The sequence below is a fragment of the Candidatus Zixiibacteriota bacterium genome, from assembly GCA_034003725.1.
GTDB lineage: Bacteria > Zixibacteria > MSB-5A5 > GN15 > FEB-12 > WJMS01.
In genome coordinates this window covers 1-17892 of sequence record JAVEYB010000018.1, presented here as the reverse complement: position 1 = coordinate 17892, position 17892 = coordinate 1, and the positions used below count along the sequence as shown (strand labels likewise).

11 protein-coding genes are annotated in these 17892 nt (G+C 58.4%); 8 read left to right on the top strand and 3 right to left on the bottom strand.

Annotated features, from left to right (window positions below; genetic code table 11):
- The first annotated feature begins 92 nt into the window (after nucleotides 1-92).
- The 5 genes from secD to RBT76_14815 all read left to right on the top strand — a co-directional run bounded on the left by secD (nucleotide 93) and on the right by RBT76_14815 (nucleotide 9041).
- A complete protein-coding gene (gene secD / locus RBT76_14835) occupies nucleotides 93-1814 on the top strand; it encodes a protein translocase subunit SecD (GenBank protein MDX9859060.1) in 1722 nt (573 codons plus the stop codon).
- A gap of 14 nt (nucleotides 1815-1828) precedes the next feature.
- A complete protein-coding gene (gene secF / locus RBT76_14830; GenBank protein MDX9859059.1) occupies nucleotides 1829-2755 on the top strand; it encodes a protein translocase subunit SecF in 927 nt (308 codons plus the stop codon).
- 166 nt (nucleotides 2756-2921) lie between these two features.
- Nucleotides 2922-3650, top strand: a complete 729-nt coding sequence (locus RBT76_14825; protein ID MDX9859058.1) for a DUF4159 domain-containing protein — start codon at nucleotides 2922-2924, stop codon at nucleotides 3648-3650.
- A 73-nt stretch (nucleotides 3651-3723) separates the two neighbouring features.
- Nucleotides 3724-7143, top strand: a complete 3420-nt coding sequence (locus RBT76_14820) for a hypothetical protein (protein ID MDX9859057.1) — start codon at nucleotides 3724-3726, stop codon at nucleotides 7141-7143.
- Between the two features lie 11 nt (nucleotides 7144-7154).
- Nucleotides 7155-9041 carry a tetratricopeptide repeat protein gene (locus tag RBT76_14815; GenBank protein ID MDX9859056.1) on the top strand — a complete coding sequence of 629 codons (1887 nt, stop codon included), beginning with the start codon at nucleotides 7155-7157 and terminating at the stop codon, nucleotides 9039-9041.
- A 14-nt stretch (nucleotides 9042-9055) separates the two neighbouring features.
- Here RBT76_14815 and RBT76_14810 read toward each other — a convergent pair whose 3' ends face one another.
- Nucleotides 9056-9277, bottom strand: a complete 222-nt coding sequence (locus tag RBT76_14810) for a hypothetical protein (protein ID MDX9859055.1) — start codon at nucleotides 9275-9277, stop codon at nucleotides 9056-9058.
- Between the two features lie 184 nt (nucleotides 9278-9461).
- Here RBT76_14810 and RBT76_14805 point away from each other — a divergent pair, with 184 nt between their 5' ends.
- Nucleotides 9462-12230, top strand: coding sequence for a DUF2723 domain-containing protein (locus RBT76_14805; protein ID MDX9859054.1), 2769 nt, complete (start codon nucleotides 9462-9464; stop codon nucleotides 12228-12230).
- Between the two features lie 83 nt (nucleotides 12231-12313).
- On the opposite strand, the gene RBT76_14800 is transcribed toward RBT76_14805, so the two are convergent.
- The gene (locus RBT76_14800) at nucleotides 12314-12811 is read right to left on the bottom strand and encodes a DUF2087 domain-containing protein (GenBank protein MDX9859053.1); all 498 of its coding nucleotides are present in this window, start codon (nucleotides 12809-12811) and stop codon (nucleotides 12314-12316) included.
- Nucleotides 12812-13006: 195 nt separating this feature from the next.
- Here RBT76_14800 and RBT76_14795 point away from each other — a divergent pair, with 195 nt between their 5' ends.
- On the top strand, nucleotides 13007-13894 hold the full coding sequence (locus RBT76_14795; protein MDX9859052.1) for an EamA family transporter: 888 nt from the start codon (nucleotides 13007-13009) through the stop codon (nucleotides 13892-13894).
- 7 nt (nucleotides 13895-13901) lie between these two features.
- Here RBT76_14795 and RBT76_14790 read toward each other — a convergent pair whose 3' ends face one another.
- Nucleotides 13902-15797, bottom strand: coding sequence for a hypothetical protein (locus tag RBT76_14790; protein MDX9859051.1), 1896 nt, complete (start codon nucleotides 15795-15797; stop codon nucleotides 13902-13904).
- Between the two features lie 181 nt (nucleotides 15798-15978).
- On the opposite strand from RBT76_14790, the gene glnA reads away from it, so the two are divergent.
- Entirely contained in the window at nucleotides 15979-17391 is a 1413-nt protein-coding gene (glnA, locus tag RBT76_14785; GenBank protein MDX9859050.1) for a type I glutamate--ammonia ligase, read from the top strand.
- The last annotated feature ends 501 nt before the right edge of the window (nucleotides 17392-17892 follow it).

The window sequence follows — 17892 nt, the reverse complement described above, 5'->3', positions numbered from 1 at the left end:
ACAGCCGAACCTCTCGGGAGCCGGAGGGCGGCGCCCTCGACCATCACTTCGACAACAACTGTATTGAACGATAACGTACGAAAGGACCGTGTATGTCTTCACAAAAGTGGCGACTGGGACTCACCGCCATCATGATTGTGCTGGCGCTGATCGCGTTCTGGGACACGTTCCGGCTGTGGACGATGTCCAACGAGGAAAAGGCCGCCATGCAGGCGGAGAACCCCGATGAGTTGCTCTCCCTCCAGCAGAGCGCTATCCGCCTCGGCCTTGATCTCCAGGGCGGTATTCACGTCGTGCTGCGGGTCAAAACGGAAGAAGTTGACGAAGCTGCCCGCGATGGCGCCGCCGACCGCGCCATCCAGGTGATCCGCAACCGCGTCGACGGGCTCGGCGTCGCCGAACCCGTAATCCAGAAACAAGGCAACGAGCGCATCATAGTCGATCTGCCCGGTTACACCGACCCCGAACGGGCGGTAGAACTGATCGGCCAGACCGCCGTCCTCGAGTTCAAGCTGCTCGAGACGATCGACAACGCCAATCTCATTCTCGCGCGTATCGACTCCGTTGTCGCCGCCTACGAGGCGACCCACGGGCGGGATGCAGGCGAGTCTCAGGCCGCACCTGAAGAGTCGACTCCGATCGAGACGGCCGCCCCGGACTCGACGCGGAAAGACATCCTGGCCGAGCTGATGGGCGACTCCGCCGCGGATACCATGGACTTCGGCTTCGACGAAAGTATCGACGTGATCGACGAAGAGCACCCCTTCACCGCAAAACTCGAAATGGCCCTGTACAACAACAACACGGGCATCAACTGGCCGGGCTATTCCGTCTCCAAAGATGACCGGCAGCGCCTCGAGCGCTGGTTGAACCTGCCGGAAGTACAGCGAGTGATTCCGATCGACGTGCAGTTCGGGTTCTCCACCCGCTCCGAGATCCGGAACCAGCGCGAAGTCTACGAGCTGTACCTGCTCAAGCGTAAAGTAGAGTTTGTCGGGCGGTTCCTCGAAGACGTGCGGTTCGGCCGCGACGAATACAACAAGCCCAAAGTCGACTTCCAGCTGTCCGGCGATGGCGCCGCGCGGTTTGCCGATTTGACCGGCCGCAACATCAATAAGCCCCTCGCCATCGTGCTCGACAACAGGGTGGAATCGTCGCCTTTCATTAGCTCCAAGATCCGCCGCAACGGTACGATCACCATGGGTTCCTCGGCAACCATCGAGGATGCCGTGAACCTCGAGATCGTTCTGAAAGCGGGATCACTGCCGGCCCCCGTAGAAATCATCGAGAAAAACGTCGTGGGCGCGACCCTCGGCGCAGACTCGATCCGCAAGGGGTTCTACTCCTCGCTGTTGGGGCTGGTGCTCGTCCTGCTGTTTATCGGCGTTTACTACCGCGTATCCGGCCTTATCGCCGACATGGGCCTGATTTTCAACATCTTCTTCCTGCTGGCGGTCCTGGCCGGACTCGGCGCGACTCTAACCATGCCGGGCATCGCCGGTATCATCCTCACCGTTGGTATCTCGGTGGATTCGAACATTCTTATTTTCGAGCGCATCCGTGAGGAAATGAGATCCGGCAAAACTGTGCGAGCGTCCATCGACGCCGGGTACGAGCGGGCATTTACGGCCATTCTCGACTCGCACGTCACCACCCTGATTACCGCCGGCGCCCTGTTCCTGTTCGGCTCCGGTCCGATTCGCGGCTTTGCCGTGACCCTGTTCTGGGGCGTGACGATTTCGCTGTATACGGCATATATCATTACCAAGGCGATCTTCGACATTCGCAAGGGCTACAAGTCCCTGTCGATTTAACGTGAGGTCAGAACATGTTTAGAATAGTACCCGATACAAACATAGATTTCATCGGCAAGCGAAAAGCCGCCTTCGCGTTGTCCGCGATCCTGGTCATTCTGGGCATCGTGGCGCTGGTGATGGTCTTCACCGGCAAAGCCAATCTCGGTATCGACTTCGCCGGCGGCGTAATGATCCAGGGGCATTTCGACCAGCCGGTCGCGATCGAAGAACTTCGCTCGGCCCTTTCGTCGGAATTTCCCGACGTCCAGGTGACCAAAGTCGAAGACTTTGAGGTTCCCAACGCCTTCATTATCAAAACCAAACGACCCGAAGACGAGGCGGCCGGCGAAGCGCGGCTCAATCGCATCACCGAAATCGTTGAGACTACCTTCGTCGGTAACACCTTCACCCGGGTCTCTTCGCACGTGATCGGACCTGCCGTCGGGGAGACGCTCCGTCGCGACGCTCAGTGGGCGGTGATCATATCTCTGCTCGGGATTCTCGTTTATATTGCAGTTCGATTCGACTTCCGCTCCGGAGTGGCTGCGACCATAGCGACGTTTCACGACGTCCTCGCGGTACTTGGAATTATGATCCTGTTGGGTAAGGAGTTCGACCTGCTACTCATTGTCGCGCTCCTGACCCTTGCCGGATATTCACTTTCCGATACCGTTGTGATCTTCGACCGAATTCGCGAGAATTTCAAAAAGTATCGTGGAAAGTCACAGTATGTGTCGGCGGTGAACTTGTCGATCAACGAGACGCTTGCACGAACGATAAATACGTCGTTAACCGTGCTGATCGTCGTCGCCATTCTCTTCGTCTTTGGTGGCGAAGTGCTTCGGAACTTCTCACTGGCCCTGATCCTCGGCGTCCTCATCGGAACGTACAGCTCCGTTTTTATCGCCAGCCCGATCGTGGTAGAATGGGAAGCCCGCAGCCCGAGACGGTTCAAATGATCCGAAACGTCCGGGAGATCATCGTACCCGTGTTGTCACCGGAAATTGCCTGACGACACGGGACCTGAACCGTCTCAGCCAGTAACTCTCTGTCGGCCGTCCCCTCCGGACGGCCGCTTTTTTTGAGTCGGAAAGTGGAGCGCAGGCGTATATTTAGTGTATGCGCATGTTCGGACCTACAAACCTCGTCGGCGCTTTTCTGATCTTTCTGGCCCCCGCCGTCACGACCGCTCAGAATGCGCCGTTTTTCCCCGAGCCGATGGACGAGGACTATCTCACCCAGCGGTACAATCCGAACCCGTCCGCGATTAAGGTCGCCCGCCTGCATTATTCGGGAGGCGGCGACTGGTACTGGGGGGCGTCGGCTGTACCCAACTTCCTCGAATTCGTCCGCGACAACGCTCCCTTCCCGGTCGACACCCTCGAACGACAGGTCACGATCACCGATCCCGACCTGTTTCAGTACCCGTTTCTGTTTGCAACCGGCCACGGCACAATCGAATTCTCCCCCGAAGAAAGGGAGCGACTGCGGACTTACCTGCTGGGCGGCGGCTTTTTGTTCGTCAATGACTCGTACGGCATGAGAACGGCCTTTCTTGAGCAGATGCGCTCGCTGTTTCCGGAGCGCGAAGTCGTTGAACTGCCGTTCGACCACCCCATCTACCATTGTTTCTACGACTTCCCGAACGGCCCGCCCAAAATCCACGAACACGACAACGAGGCCCCCCGTGGCTACGCGTTAATCATCAACGGGCGCGTCGTCGTCTATTTCCTGGTGGAGTCGGATATCGGCGACGGGTGGGAAGACCCGCAGGTGCATAATGACCCTCCGGAAAAACGCGATGAAGCCCTGCGCATGGGACTGAACTTACTGACCTACGCTCTGTTATACTAAACACCGATACTCACGATAGAGGGTCGGCCCGGCGCCGACGTATACCCGCAATGCCAGCTTCGAGGATTTCGACATGACACAGCTCGCCTCCGGTTCCGAACTGGTTCGACGGCTGCGCGCCGTCCTGATCAAACAGCGTCTGGTCCTGTTTGCGGCGGGGCTGGTTTTGACCGCTGCTGCCGTAACCGCTTGTGCTATCGCACTCTCGCTGCTGGCGAATGTCGTGGTCCTGCCGGTCTGGCTGAAAATCTCGCTTCTGGCGCTCACCGCCCTCGTGACCGTGTTCCTCTTCGGTCGATACGCCCTCGCCCGCCTGTTCGAAGGCAACATCGATCGCGTCGCCGCGACCCTGGAACGCCGATACCCCGATCTCAAGGGTCGTCTGGTGGCGGCCGTGCAATTTGCCCGATCCGCAGCCTGCGAGGGGTTTTCGCAGGACTTGATCCGCGCCAACGAACGACAGGCGCTCGAAAAGGCCGGCCTCATCAGCTTCAATGCCGTGCTGTCGTTCCACCCGGTCCTCAAAGCCGCGCGCCTGCTGGCGGTGTCTGCTGTCTTAGCCGTGCTGTTGCTGGCATTCTTCCCGGGACTCTTCAGTTACTCGTACGAAGTCTACTCCAATCCCACCGAGCTGGTCGCACCGCCCCTCGCCTATGACCTGACCGCATACCCCGGGTCTACTGAATGGGTCAAGTACCGCGACATAGAGATCGGCGGCGTTGTGGTCGGCCAGCGGATTCCCCGCGATGCCACCGTTTATTACCGGTATGCCGGCGGACAGTGGCAGCATGAACGTATCAGCCTTGTCGGCCGCGACCGATTCCCCGTCACCGCCGGCGACTCCCTGACCTTCGGCTTGACGCTTCGGCAGGTCAATAAATCCTTTGACTACTACGTCGAATCCGGCCGTCTCAAAACTGAAATTCAAAAAGTCGATGTCGTCGACCGCCCCCGTATCAACGACATCCACCTGTCGATATTCTATCCCGCCTACACCGGACTCGCGCCGACCACCATCGAAGAAAACAACGGTTCCTTCTCGGCCGTCGTGGGTAGCCGGGTTGCCGTCAAAATAGAGACGAACCTTCCCGTCCTGACCGCCGAGATGGCGTTTGATGACTCGAGCAGCGTCCCGTTCGACCTGCAGGGCAAAATCGGCGATGCGTCGCTCGTGGTCGACCGGTCACGGTCCTATTTCTTACGACTTACCGATCATCTCGGCGAATCCAATCCCGATCCGATCGAATACTACATCACCGCCATTCCCGATGAGTACCCGTCGGTGGACGTCATCAGACCGGGGTTCAACGCCAACCTCTCCGACGAGATGATCCTCCCGCTCATGGTGCGAATTTACGACGACTACGGTTTCTCCTCGCTCGTACTCAAATACCGCATCGTCTCCGGTGGTCGTACCTCCGATGAAAACGTCGCCGTTCTCCACTTCTCCGACCGAATCAAGACCGAGGGAGAAGTATCCTTCAACTGGGATATGGACCGCCTGAATCTGTTCCCCGGCGACTATGTCAGCTACTACTTCGAAGTTGCGGATAACGATCAGATCTCCGGTCCGAAAATCGGCCGCAGTCGCACGTACATCGCCCGGCTGCCTTCGCTTGACGAAATCGTCGCCCAATCCGAGCAGGAAACCGCCGCGCGTATTACCGACACCGAGAGCCTGCTGCGCACCGGCAAAGAACTTACCCGGCGGCTCAAAGATGCCGCTCGCAAACTGCAGGCCCAGGACCGCTCCGAACAGTCTGCTGACTGGCAGCAGAAAAAGGAGTTGGAGTCAATCGCGCAGAAAAACGAAGAGATCGTCTCGCAGGTGGAGAAGATGGCCGACAAAATGGAGCAGTCGCTCGAGCAACTTCGCGATAATGCCCTCATGAGCCGAGAAATTATGGACAAGCTGCAGGAAATACAGAAGCTGTTCGAGGAAGTCGCCACACCGGAAATGCGCGAGGCGCAGAAAAAACTCCTGGATGCCCTCCAGCGCATGGATCGAGACGACCTGCAGCAGGCCATGAAAGACTTCGAACTCAGTCAGGAAGAGATGCTCCAGCGGCTCGAGCGTCAGCTCGCCCTGCTGAAAAAGATGCAGATCGAACAGAAGATGGAAGCGATGCTTCGCAAGGCCGAGGACCTGCTCAAGCGGCAGGACAAAATGAATGCCGATACCGACAGCGCCGCCGCCGACGAACTGCCCGCCATGAGTCGCACCGAAGATGAGATCGCCGGCGATCTCCAGTCGCTCAAGCAGGAGGCTGACGAGCTTTCCCGGATGCTCGAGGACGAGCGCGTCAGCGCCCTCACGGAACCACGGACCTTTGCCGAGGCGCTGGAAAAGACCGATGCCGATCGAGATATGCAGCAAATGTCGCAGTCGATGCAGCAGCAGCAAAAACAGCAGTCGAACGAACAGGGCAAACAGGCGTCCTCCAAGCTTGCCCAGATGATAGCGCAGATGCAGCAACAGCTCGCGCAAATGCAGGGGCAGGACAGCAAGGCGATTCAACAGGCCATGCGCCGCGCCCTCGAAGACGCCAACTATCTGTCGCAGAAACAGGAAGACCTCCTGAGCCGCGTCGATGAACTTGCGCCCCGATCGGCTATGATGCGCGAGATGGCGCTCTCCCAGCAGGACCTCATGGCAGCCTGCAGCGGGCTGAAAAACAACATCGCCGATCTCGGCAAGCAGTCCCCGTTCGTCGCCGCCGAATTGCAGTCGCTGGTGGATCAGGCGGTCTCGGCCATGGAACAGTCGATGGGAAACCTCGACGGACTGCGAAGCGCTCAGGCGACACAGCTCCAGCGCGAGGCGATGGTTCAATTGAATAAGGCGTCCATCCGCCTGATGGAATCGCTCGACCAACAGCAGCAAGGCAGCAACGGCGGTCAATGCGATAAAAACATGGCCCAGCTCGAGACCCTCAGCAAAAAACAGCAGCAGCTCAACCAACAGACGCAGAACCAGTGCAACAGCAACCCTCAGCAGGGTCAGGACGGAAAAATGTCCGAGGCCCAGCAGCAAATGCGCGAGGGACTCCAGCGGCTGGCCGGTGAACAGGGCTCGATCCGCAAGTCACTCGAGCAGCTCGCTGACGAGTTTGCCGGTTCGAGGCAGATTCTCGGAAGGCTCGATGACATCGCCCGGGAAATGAAAGAAGTCGAAGAAGATCTGTCGGAGGGCGCCGCCGGACCGGAAACCACCGAGCGCCAGTTGCGCATCTATTCGAGAATGCTCGAAGCCAGCCGGTCTTTGCAGCGCCGCGACTTCAACGACCAGCGCAAAGCCACCACCGCCGAATCCAGCCCGGTCCTGGTCCCACCGGCACTTCCCCCCGGACTGCTGGAGGACCGCACGCAGTTCGAAGACCGCCTCAATCGGTATCTCGGCGACGATTACCCGCCGCAATACGAAGAACAGATTCGTGCGTACTTCCGCGCCCTGATACAGAACAGCGAACCTGAGACGGGAACCACCCGCTAAGAGGGGAGCATATGACGATCAGGTCGCTGTTCGCCATGATGTTCCTCTCGCTGGCCGCACTGCCGGCCGGTGCGCAAACGCAAGTCACACAGGCCGATAGCAGCGAACTCGCGCCTCCCCTGGATTCCACCCGTCTCCGGGACTTCCGAGTCACCCGGTCCGCTCCGCAAGGAGTGCTTTCCGAGGCCGAACGACGTATCGCTGTCGCCCGCACGCTCATACGTCAGGAAAACCACGAGGCCGCTGCCGCCCTCCTGGAATCCGTGCTCGAATCGGAGCCCAACAACGACGCCGCGCAGAATCTCCTGCTCGTTTGCTACCGGGAATTGAACTACACCCTCAAAGCGGAGGCGCTCCTCCGTCAGTTGCTCGCCCGCGATCCCGCCAGTTACTATCTTCGTGTCACACTCGCTGAAATGCTGGCAGGGCAGGGGAAAACCGACGAAGCAATCGCGGCTTACAGCGATGCCGCCGAATTGCTGACCGACTGGAATGATCCGCGCATCCCGAATCTTATCCGCAGCCAGCTCAACAGCGGAGTCGTCGACCACGCCCTCGACTATGTCAACCGCGCACGCCACGAAACAGGTGATTCAACCCTCTTCGCGCTCGAGTGCGGCCAACTGCTGGAACGGCAGGGCAAATACCGGCGCGCCGTTCGCGAATATTTCCCCCTGCTTGCCGATGATACGTCCCGCATGGCCGCCGATGCCGAAAAGCGCCTGTTTGAAATGCTCACTTTCGTCGGGTCGAGCAAAGAAACCGAAGACGCGCTGCTCCATGTCAGCGCCGATGCGCTCAATCCTCGCGCCCTTCGACTGCTCTCCACTCACTTCATCCAGACCGAGCAATTCGTCCGTGCCTATGAAACTACGCTGCAGCAGGATTCGGTCGACAACGGTCAGGGAGAGGCGCTGCTGTATTTCATTCGCCAGTGTGCGGAGCGCCGCCAGTACGCCCAGGTCTGCCGCATGGCGGAACGTGTAGCGTCGCGGTATGACCTCCGCAGCCCCGTGTTTATCGATGCGCTGTTTCACTACGCCGATGCCCTCGCCGGTCTCGGCAAGCCGGACTCGGCTGTGATCGTGCTCCAGCAGGCAGTGGCCGCTTCCCAGTCGGATAACGACAGGGGAGAGGCGTTGTATCGAATCGGTACGATATACTCTGATGAATTGAACGACTGTGACCGCGCTCTTGTCTACTATGACTCCGTTGTCGCCGGCTACCGGCGGGGGATGGGCTATCTCAACGCCCGGCTGCAGATACCGCGCTGCCAGATTCGACTCGGGGAACTCGAAATCGCGACTCGCACATACACCAACCTCCGGGACAGCCGCCTGACCCCGGAGATGAACGAGGAAATCGACTACCAGCTGGCCATGATTCGCGTATATCGCAAGCAGTTCGACAGCGCCCAGGTGGCGCTGCGAAAGCTCATGGTCGACTACCCGCGCGGCTTCTATGTCAACGACGCCCTTCGGCTGGTGGTGACCCTCAACGAGATTGGTGAAAACGAGCAGGCCGCGTATGACTACTCCGATGCCCTGTACTTTGCGGCCCGAAGGATGCCGGACTCGGCGCGCCTGCGTTACGATCGCCTCGCTGGCGGTCAGGAGCTGGCCGATATTGCGCTGCTGAAACTCGCTGAGCTCGACCTGGCCGACCGTGATTCGACTTCAGCGATGCAGTCGCTGAACCGGATGATCGAGCGATTCCCCGACTCGTATTATTTCCCGTTTGGATTGAAGGCCAAGGCGGACCTGATGATGGTGGACAGCAAAACGGTTGAGGATGCGGTAGCGATTTATCGGCGACTGCTGGCGGATTTCCCCAATTACCCCTTCATATCCGAGGTCCGACAGCGACTGCGTCAGTACGAGCAGCGACGAGTCGGGTAATAGACGCGCCGCGACTAGAACTTCCCGAGCTTCTCCCGGCCCTGCTCCATGGTCCGGAGTTTCTGCTCAAGCACGTAAATGTCCCGTTTCAGGCGCTCCTTGGTACCGTCTTTCTTCTTGGTCGTCGTCCGAACCAGCAACCCCAGTGACAGGAGCATAAACAAGACAGAATTGATGCGCCTGAAGATCTCACCCATATTCAGCAGGGAATCGGCAAACGCCAGAATTCCCAACATAAACAGTATTCCACACCAGATTAACATGTAGCACCTTGCCCCGTATTAATCCCCTTCGGGATTGGCCGGTAAAATAACTGTTGAGATTTGAGGTCCCATTGCTATATTTGGCGCAATTGCCTGTCACAACATCTAGTTACTAACTAAGATCGGCCGCCGTGAATCGTGGCTTTAGGAGGAGATTTTGTCCGACCCGTTAGCCGTGCCCCGCAAGGTTTTTGACCGAACCAACGCGATTGTCGCCGGCGTAGTCTTCGCCATCGCCTTCATCGTATACGCCCTGACCGTCCAGCGATCCTTCTCGTTCTGGGATTGCGGCGAGTTTATCGCCTGTTCGTACATCCTCGGCATACCCCATCCCCCCGGCACTCCGCTGTTCGTCCTTATGGGGCGGGTGATGTCACTTATCCCGTTTGTCGAAGATATCTCCTACCGGATAAACTACCTCTCGGTCATCTCGTCCAGCTTCACCGCCCTGTTCGGCTATCTGGTAACGGTACGGATGGTCGGCTACTTCTTCGGTGACCAGAAGGACGCCCCGCTGAATCGCTGGACCGCCTACATCGGCGGTGTCGTCGGCGGCCTGTTTGTCGCCTTCTCGACTACGAACTGGTCGAACTCGGTCGAGTCCGAGGTCTACGGACCGTCCCTGGCAATCATGACCGTGATGCTGTGGCTGACTCTGCGCTATTTCGAAGAGCACAATCTCGCCCGAAAACTCCGCCTCATGGTCCTGGTTTATTTCATCGCCCTGACGGCGGTCGGGATCCACATGACGCCCTTCCTGATCGTGCCGGTCCTGTCCATCTTCTATATCCTCAATGATCAGGCGACCCGACGCGACTGGATCATGATCTGCAGCTTTATCGTTGTCGAACTGCTGCTGATTATCGTCTTCGCCAACGGCAGGGGAGGAGCGCCCATGTTTTATGTCGTCACGCTGGCGCTCGGCGCGCTGCTTCTGGCGTTCCTGTACCGAAAAATCAACTGGGCCATCACGATTGCCATCGTCTCGCTTTCCTCGCTGATGCTTGAGTTCTCCACGTTTATGATCGCGGCCCCCGCCGGACTGGTCGTCCTCGCCTTCCTCGGAGTTCTGGCTCGACGGTTCGGCTGGAATGTCGAATGGAAGACGGCCATGGCCATCGTTCTCGTCGGTATTATCGGGTTCTCGGTTCACATGTATATACCGGTGCGATCGGCCCACAACCCGCGGATCGACCAGAATAACCCCGACCGCGACTACGATACCTTCAAAAACTATCTCGACCGCAAGCAGTACGGTCAGCAGTCGATGATGGATCGCATGTTCGAACGGCGCGGAACCTGGGAAAACCAGCTCGGGCGCCATCCCAACATGGGATACTGGTCCTATTTCGAAGAGCAATACTCCTCCGCCGGCTGGAACTTCGCGCCCTTTTTCCTGCTCGGGCTTTTCGGCATGTACGTCGCCATTCGCAAGCGCGCCGAAATCGGTATGGTGTACTTCACCTTGTTTTTGGTCTGCTCGCTCGGTCTCGTGCTGTATATGAACTTCGCCGACGGGACAAAGTACGACGGCGCCGACGCGTATCTGGAAGTCCGCAACCGGGACTATTTCTTTACCCCCGCGTTTGTCTTCTTCGGCATCGCCATGGGGCTCGGTATCAGTGGGCTCATACAGCTGCTTCGTGAGAAACTGGCCGGCGCCAACGAATCCATGCAGAAAACGCTCGTGTACGCCAGCACTGTGTTGGTCCTGCTGCCGGGGTACACGCTCGTCGATAACTATCACGAAAACGATAGATCGAAAAACCTCCTGCCGTACAACTACGCGGCCAATCTGCTCGATACGTGCGAAGAAAACGCGATCCTCTTCACGTCGGGCGACAATGACACCTTCCCGCTCTGGTGTATTCAGGAGGTGTACAAGTATCGAACCGATGTTCGGGTGGTCAACCTGTCGCTGCTGAACACCGACTGGTACACCTGGCAGATGAAACAGCAGTACGACGTTCCCATCTCGCTCACGAAAGAGCAAATATGGTGGTACCCGTACGAGTCGCCGATGGGGGAGACTCGCCAGCCCACCGATCGATTCCGCGACCGCCCGCGCGGCCGCCTGGCATATCTCCAGGCGACTCCGTACCAGGGGCGCATCCTCAAAGTGGCCGATATGATGGTCGACGAAATCGTGCTCGAAAACCGGTGGGAGAATCCCGTCTATTTCAGTTCTCCTCCGTATGACGCCTCGCCGCTGAATCTCCGCGATCGCGCCACCGCCGTCGGCGTGCTCTATCGCCTCGACCGTGAACCCCCGGCCGACAAAATCGATATCGATCGCGGCCTGGACCTGTTCCGAAATACCTACCGGTTCGACGGTTTCGAGAATTCAAAGGTCTATCGCGATGACAACGCGACCGGCATCTGGCTCGGTGTCGGCATGAACGCCGTCCGCTTGTATGACGCTCTCGATCGCAACGGCCGGAACGACGAAGCGCGTACCTTCATCCGGACTTTCATCGAAAAGTATCCGGAGTACTGGCAGGCCAGCTATGTGTTGGCCGAGGATCTGGAACGCAGCGGCGATTCGGCTGCCGCGCTTGCTGTCTATCGCCAGCTTCAGGACACCCTGTCTGCGTTCCTGGAGTCCAATCCGCAGAACCTGTTTTATATGCAGGATCTCGGCATGACGATGTACGAAATCGGACAGCGAACTGCCGATCAACCTCTCATGGATCGGGGACTGGACTACATGTGGCGTGCGTTTGAGATAAACCCGAACAGCAGTTACGCGTTCCGCAAGCTGGTCACGATTCTCGCCCGCACGAACAACGTGACCGATTTGCGGCAGGCGGCTACCTTGATCGCGCAGTACAAGATCAATCTCAGCGATCCCTACGTGCAGCAGATCCTGCGCGCCACCGGCGGCACCCTGCCCAGCAATATTCCGCCCCCTGCGTTCGAGGATTGAGTCGCCCGTTTACAAACACAAAAAGCCCCGGCAATCGCCGGGGCTTTGTCTTTTCGTCACATGGAAATCGATCTTCGCGAAGATCAGTCGGAGAACGTGTAGCCCGAGCGGCGACGGTACCCGCCTCCGGCCTTCTCCAGCATGTTCTCAGCAACAAACTCGCGACGGACGGTCGCGAAATCATCGTAGTACCGGCTGATCACGTTGTTGACCTCATCCTCGCTATACGTCCTGCTGGGCTCGAACTGTGCGAGGATAAACTCGAGCAGGTACTTCCGCTCGAAACGTTTCGACGGCAGTTCCCGGATGTGATCGCCCGTGACATAGTCTTTCACGACCTTGGCTTTGCGCCCATGCCCGTTCCCGTTGCCGTTACCGTTGGAACCGTCGTTCACGTGACGCTCCAGCCATTCGTGTACCGCCGACTCGGGGATGCGCCAGTCCTTGCCGATCTTAAACGCCCGGATCTCGCCCGCCTGTACTTTACGGGTGATGACCTGGACGTTCATTTTCAGCTTCTTGGCCAGCTCAGCGGTCGTGAAAAACTCCGTGTTCTTGATTATCCCTTCAACATACTCCATTAAAAATCTCCATGTAGTTTCAACGGCAGGATGAGCAAACCAACGCTGTTTTTGCACTATTGTCAAACTCTTTTTCGGACTATGACGTATTCGCACGTCGCGTTGCGGCGACCCGCGCCGCCAACCGGGTGATTTTCGCTATGCCGTTGACTTTGTCCGATCGCTCCGCCTTATTATCCGCCGATGACCGCCTTCGTGTACGTGCTACTGTGCTTGATCTGGGGCTCAACCTGGATCGCCATCAAAATCGGTCTGACCGCCGCCCCGCCGCTCCAAACGGCTGCACTCCGATTCATGCTCGCCACGCTCATCCTGAACGGCGTCATCTTTCTCATGCGCTATCCCTATCCCCGAGATATTCGGTCATGGTTGCGAGTCGGCTACCCGGGCATATGGATGTACGGCGTGAACTACGCGCTGATCTACTTCGCTCAGGTCTTCATCAGCTCGTCGCTCACTGCCGTGTTGTTCGCGTCGCTTCCGTTTTTTGTGGCGGTGCTATCGACTTTCAGGCTCAACGATGCCCGGGTGACCCCGGCCGGATGGATCGGCATAGCCCTCGGTTTCGTAGGCGTCGCCTTGATCTCTTATGACCAGTTGCAGACCGGCGACGATCTCTTCCTCGGGACTATTCTGGCCGTCGTAGCAACCTACTCCGCCGCCCACGGCCTTATCATTCACAAGAAATTCCATGCCGGGGCGAACATCGTCGTCACCGCCAGCATCCAGATGCTGCTGGGTAGTATGCTCGTGCTCCTGTCTGCGATCATCTTCGAAGACTGGGCGGACTTCCACGTCACCGCGGCCTCGATCGGCTCCATTCTGTATCTGGCGTTGATGGGAACGATTGTCGCGTTTCTGTCTTACTACTGGCTGCTTGCCCGCATGTCCGCTCTGTCCGCGTCTCTTATTGCGTTTATCACTCCCCTGGTGGCCCTCTTCATCGGGGTCGTGTTCTTCGATGAAACCGTGTCCGCATCGATTGTGATTGGCACGACCCTGATCCTCTCCGGCGTCGGTCTTTCCATCGAACGCAAACGCAAGGCCGAGCCCCGGACGGTTCAGCCGGTCTCGACCCCCTGACCGGGTCTCAGAAGTCTATCCCGACTCCGATTGCAGCCCGGTTCGGCCGGTTGGGGTCCGAGGCGGGACCTATCCAACGTCGTCCGTTCGCCGCCCATTCCTCGTTGTACGTGTCGTCTCCGCCTCCGTCGACAAAGATGCCGAAACAGGCGAGGACCGACCGGATTCCCGATTGCTCCGCATTCGCCCGGCCCAGGGTCGTCGTGCCGGTTTTGGTCATGTAGTAATCGTTGCCGCTGTGATCGTGAAACAGCCCCATGCCGTTGGCGTTGCCCCCGCCCAGCGACAGGTTGGGCACCGTGTACCGGTCGTCGCCCGCACGCTCGTTGAAGTAGCCGATCGTGAAGTCATGCCCCGCGCCGACCGCCATATTGTGTGTGGCGGTATACACATCATTGCCGCCGAAATCGTCGAGATACCCCACTGCAAAATGCGCGCCGCTGCCCATGACGTACCAGACGCCGTCGTACGTGTCGTTTCCCGCGGCATCGAGCAGCATCCCCACCGAAAACCAGTACGCACACCCCTGTGCGAACAGCCCCGCCGAATACGAGTCGGCGCCCGCGATATCGCACAAAATCCCGACTCCGCCCGCCCAGCTGTGGCCGTCCACGAAGTCCGCGCGCCGGCCGAACCCGACCCCCTGAGCCAGCGAGTTATTGTGCTCGGCGTTCTGTGACGACGCCGAAAATATCGTCTCATCCTCGGCGACGTAGCGATCGTCTCCGTCGCCGTTGACCAGCAGACCGCACCCCCGACTGTACCCGTACCCCTGCGACATGGTCCAGCAGTACAGGCTGTCGTTACCGGTTCCGTCCGCCAGCACGCCCAACCCGAAACTCCCGCTGCCCTGCGACAGATAACGCGCGCTGTACGTATCGTTTCCCTCCCGGTCGATTACCGCCCCCACTCCAAAGACACCCGCCCCCTGGCACACATGATGACCCGTATACGAATCGTTTCCGCCGAGATCGAGCACGTACGAGATACCGATCAACCCGCCGCCGATCCCCGGCTTCGTGGTGTCGGACGACACGTACGTGTCGTCGCCGCTGAGATCGATGATCGCCGCGATCGGTCGTTTCTCGTTGCCGCCGGGAAAGTCGTACCTGTCGTTGCCGCCGCCATCGACAATCAGCAGCGGCGCCTGGATGAACTCATAGCGATCATCACCCGTCGTGCCGACATAGATGTCGCCGTGCGATGAGCTGATCTTCACCACGTAGTCCGGAAACCTGCACTCGGGCAGGACGGCTGCCAGTCGCTTGAGCGCTTCCGCAATATCCTCCGCACCCGCCACCAGCCGCCCCATGTCGACCTTGCCGTACAGCTCCTCGACAACGTCGGCCGCGGCCGACGAGTCGAAGATGAAGTAGCTCCACAGATCGTTACGATACTTGTTTTTGTCGATTGGCTCTATCGCACGGCGGAACAGGTTGTTCTTGTCGTCGACGACCCGATAGAACAGATCGATAGCGTCGCGAAGCGTCTTGTTCTCATTGCCCGTCAGGACATTGCGCTTGTAACAGATCGAAAACAACGGCAGTGAATCCGCAGACGCTGCATATGGCTCGAGCTGGTCGCCGATCAGGCCGCGACGGATCGGCTGGTCGGCGCGACGTCCCGCAAACGCCACCAAACCGGGAAGGTCCGCCAGCTTGCCGCGGAGTTCCTCGACAATCAGCTCCCCATGACCGGGCAGTGAAAACGGGTTTTTGTGGTACAGGCTGAAATAAGACATCCGCCAACGGTCACCCTGCCAGGTCGCCATTTCATCCTGATTGAATCTGACATCCTCCGACGTGATCCCCACCTGCGCCAGGACAGAGTCAAACAGCGAGACATCCTGACCTGTCACCGGTCCACCGGGCAACAGCAGCATGAGAAAGACAAGGAATCGCATGGGCGGCACTCCATTGTGTGACATGCGTATTATTCGTGATTCCTAAGCTAGCAGCCGGCGCGCCCGGAGCAACCTTTTTCTGGCGCGCTCCGACTCGCCCGGATCCGGATTCGCTTGCCTTTTGCCGGTTTTTGCCTATGTTCGCCTTGGTGTACTTATGCCTGTTGGCAGGGAGGTATGGATGAATCTCGACAAGCTCAAGAAGATGGTCAAAGACAATGGGGTGGAGTTTTTCGACCTGAAGTTCGGCGATCTGCTGGGCCTCTGGCATCATATCACGCTTCCTATCGATGAACTCGGTCCGGGGCTTTTCACCAACGGTGTCGGTGTCGACGGCAGCTCGCTGCCCGGATTCTCACGGATCGAACGCGGCGACATGATTATGCTGCCCGTCGCCGAAACTGCGTTCATCGACCCCTTTTTTGAACGTCCCACGCTCTCCATGCTGGGCAACATCATGGAAGTCGGTGACAAGGTGCTTCCGTATTCGCGCAACCCCCGACGGGTCGCCGCCGACGCCGAAGCATATTTGACCAAAACGATCAAAGGCGCCAAAATCATCCTCGGTCCCGAATTCGAATTCTACATCTTCGACCGCGTGAACTTCTTCCAGGGACCCGATACCGCCTTCTACGATCTGGGCTCGAGCGAGGCCATGTGGCAGGCCCCCGATGACGGCGAAAACCTCGGCTACAAGATCCCATCGAAAAAAGGCTACCACATTGCCCCCCCGATGGACCGTATTTACAACCTCCGCTCCGAAATCTGCTCCATGCTGGCGAAAGTCGGTGTAGGACTGAAATATCACCATCATGAAGTGGGCGGCGGCGGCCAGCATGAGATCGAGGTGCAGTTCGCGCCGCTTCTGGAAATGGCCGACAAGTCCATGCTGGTGAAATATTTCGTCAAAAACCAGGCCTTCCGCGTCGGAAAATCGGCGACCTTCATGCCCAAGCCGCTCTTTAACGAACCCGGCTCCGGGCTGCATGTGCACCAGTATATCGCCGACGCCAAGGGTTCCATCTTCTACAGCAAAAACGGCCGGGCAAACTTCTCCGATATCGGCCTGTGGTACATCGGCGGCATGCTCAAGCATGCCGATTCACTTCTCGCATTCACCAACCCGTCGACCAATTCCTTCAAGAGGCTCGTACCCGGGTTTGAGGCGCCAATCGCAGGAACCTATTCGGTCGGAAATCGCACCGCGTGTATCCGCATTCCCGGCTACCAGCGCGATCCCAAACAAATGCGCTTCGAGTTCCGGCCCCCCGACGGTACCATGAACCCGTACCTTGCGTATGCGGCCATGCTCATGGCCGGTCTCGATGGTATCAAGCACAAAATCGATCCGGGCACTCCGTTTGATCGCAACCTCGATGAAATGAAACCCGAGGAACTGGCCGACATGCACATGCTGCCGACCTCGCTGAACAAGGCCCTCAACTCCCTCGAGGAAGACCACGATTACCTGATGGCTGGCGGCGTGTTTACCGAAGACCTGCTGGAAAGCTGGGTAAAGCTAAAACGAAAGGAAGTCGCCGAGATTCGCATTCGACCGACTCCCTACGAGTTCGAGATGTACTACGATCTCTAAGCGTTGACAGCCGCAGAATTGAAAACGGGCGTGACCTGTCGGTCGCGCCCGTTTTGCAGTTTCAAACAAAACTCAATCGTCGTACGAAAGGTCTGTCTTCGGACCTGCCGTCAGCGACCCCTAATGCCAAATCAGGAAATCGTAGGGCGGCTCCGTCTTCGAAACCGCCATGATAACCGTAGGTCAGCTCCGTTTGCACGTCCACTGTCCCGACAATCCAAACCGCCCTCTCCCGCAAACGGTGCTGACACCCACCCTTCAGATCGGCCATCACGCGATTAGTAGGTCAGCTCCGTTTGCACGTCCACTGCCCCGGCAATCCAAACCGCCCTCTCCCGCAAACGGTGCTGACACCCACCCTTCAGATCGGCCATCACGCGATTAGTAGGTCAGCTCCGTTTGCACGTCCACTGACCCTCCGAACCACACCGCCCTCTCCCGCAAACGCTCCTGACACACACCCATCAGATCGGCCAGCACGCGATTAGTAGGTCAGCTCCG

Bases quoted from the DNA above. Each gene is read 5' to 3' on its own strand.
- glnA (MDX9859050.1), top strand. From the start codon at position 15,979: ATGAATCTCGACAAGCTCAAGAAGATGGTCAAAGACAATGGGGTGGAG.
- RBT76_14820 (MDX9859057.1), top strand. From the start codon at position 3,724: ATGACACAGCTCGCCTCCGGTTCCGAACTGGTTCGACGGCTGCGCGCC.
- secD (MDX9859060.1), top strand. From the start codon at position 93: ATGTCTTCACAAAAGTGGCGACTGGGACTCACCGCCATCATGATTGTG.
- RBT76_14790 (MDX9859051.1), bottom strand. From the start codon at position 15,797: ATGCGATTCCTTGTCTTTCTCATGCTGCTGTTGCCCGGTGGACCGGTG.
- RBT76_14810 (MDX9859055.1), bottom strand. From the start codon at position 9,277: ATGTTGGGAATTCTGGCGTTTGCCGATTCCCTGCTGAATATGGGTGAG.
- RBT76_14800 (MDX9859053.1), bottom strand. From the start codon at position 12,811: ATGGAGTATGTTGAAGGGATAATCAAGAACACGGAGTTTTTCACGACC.
- secF (MDX9859059.1), top strand. From the start codon at position 1,829: ATGTTTAGAATAGTACCCGATACAAACATAGATTTCATCGGCAAGCGA.
- RBT76_14815 (MDX9859056.1), top strand. From the start codon at position 7,155: ATGACGATCAGGTCGCTGTTCGCCATGATGTTCCTCTCGCTGGCCGCA.
- RBT76_14825 (MDX9859058.1), top strand. From the start codon at position 2,922: ATGTTCGGACCTACAAACCTCGTCGGCGCTTTTCTGATCTTTCTGGCC.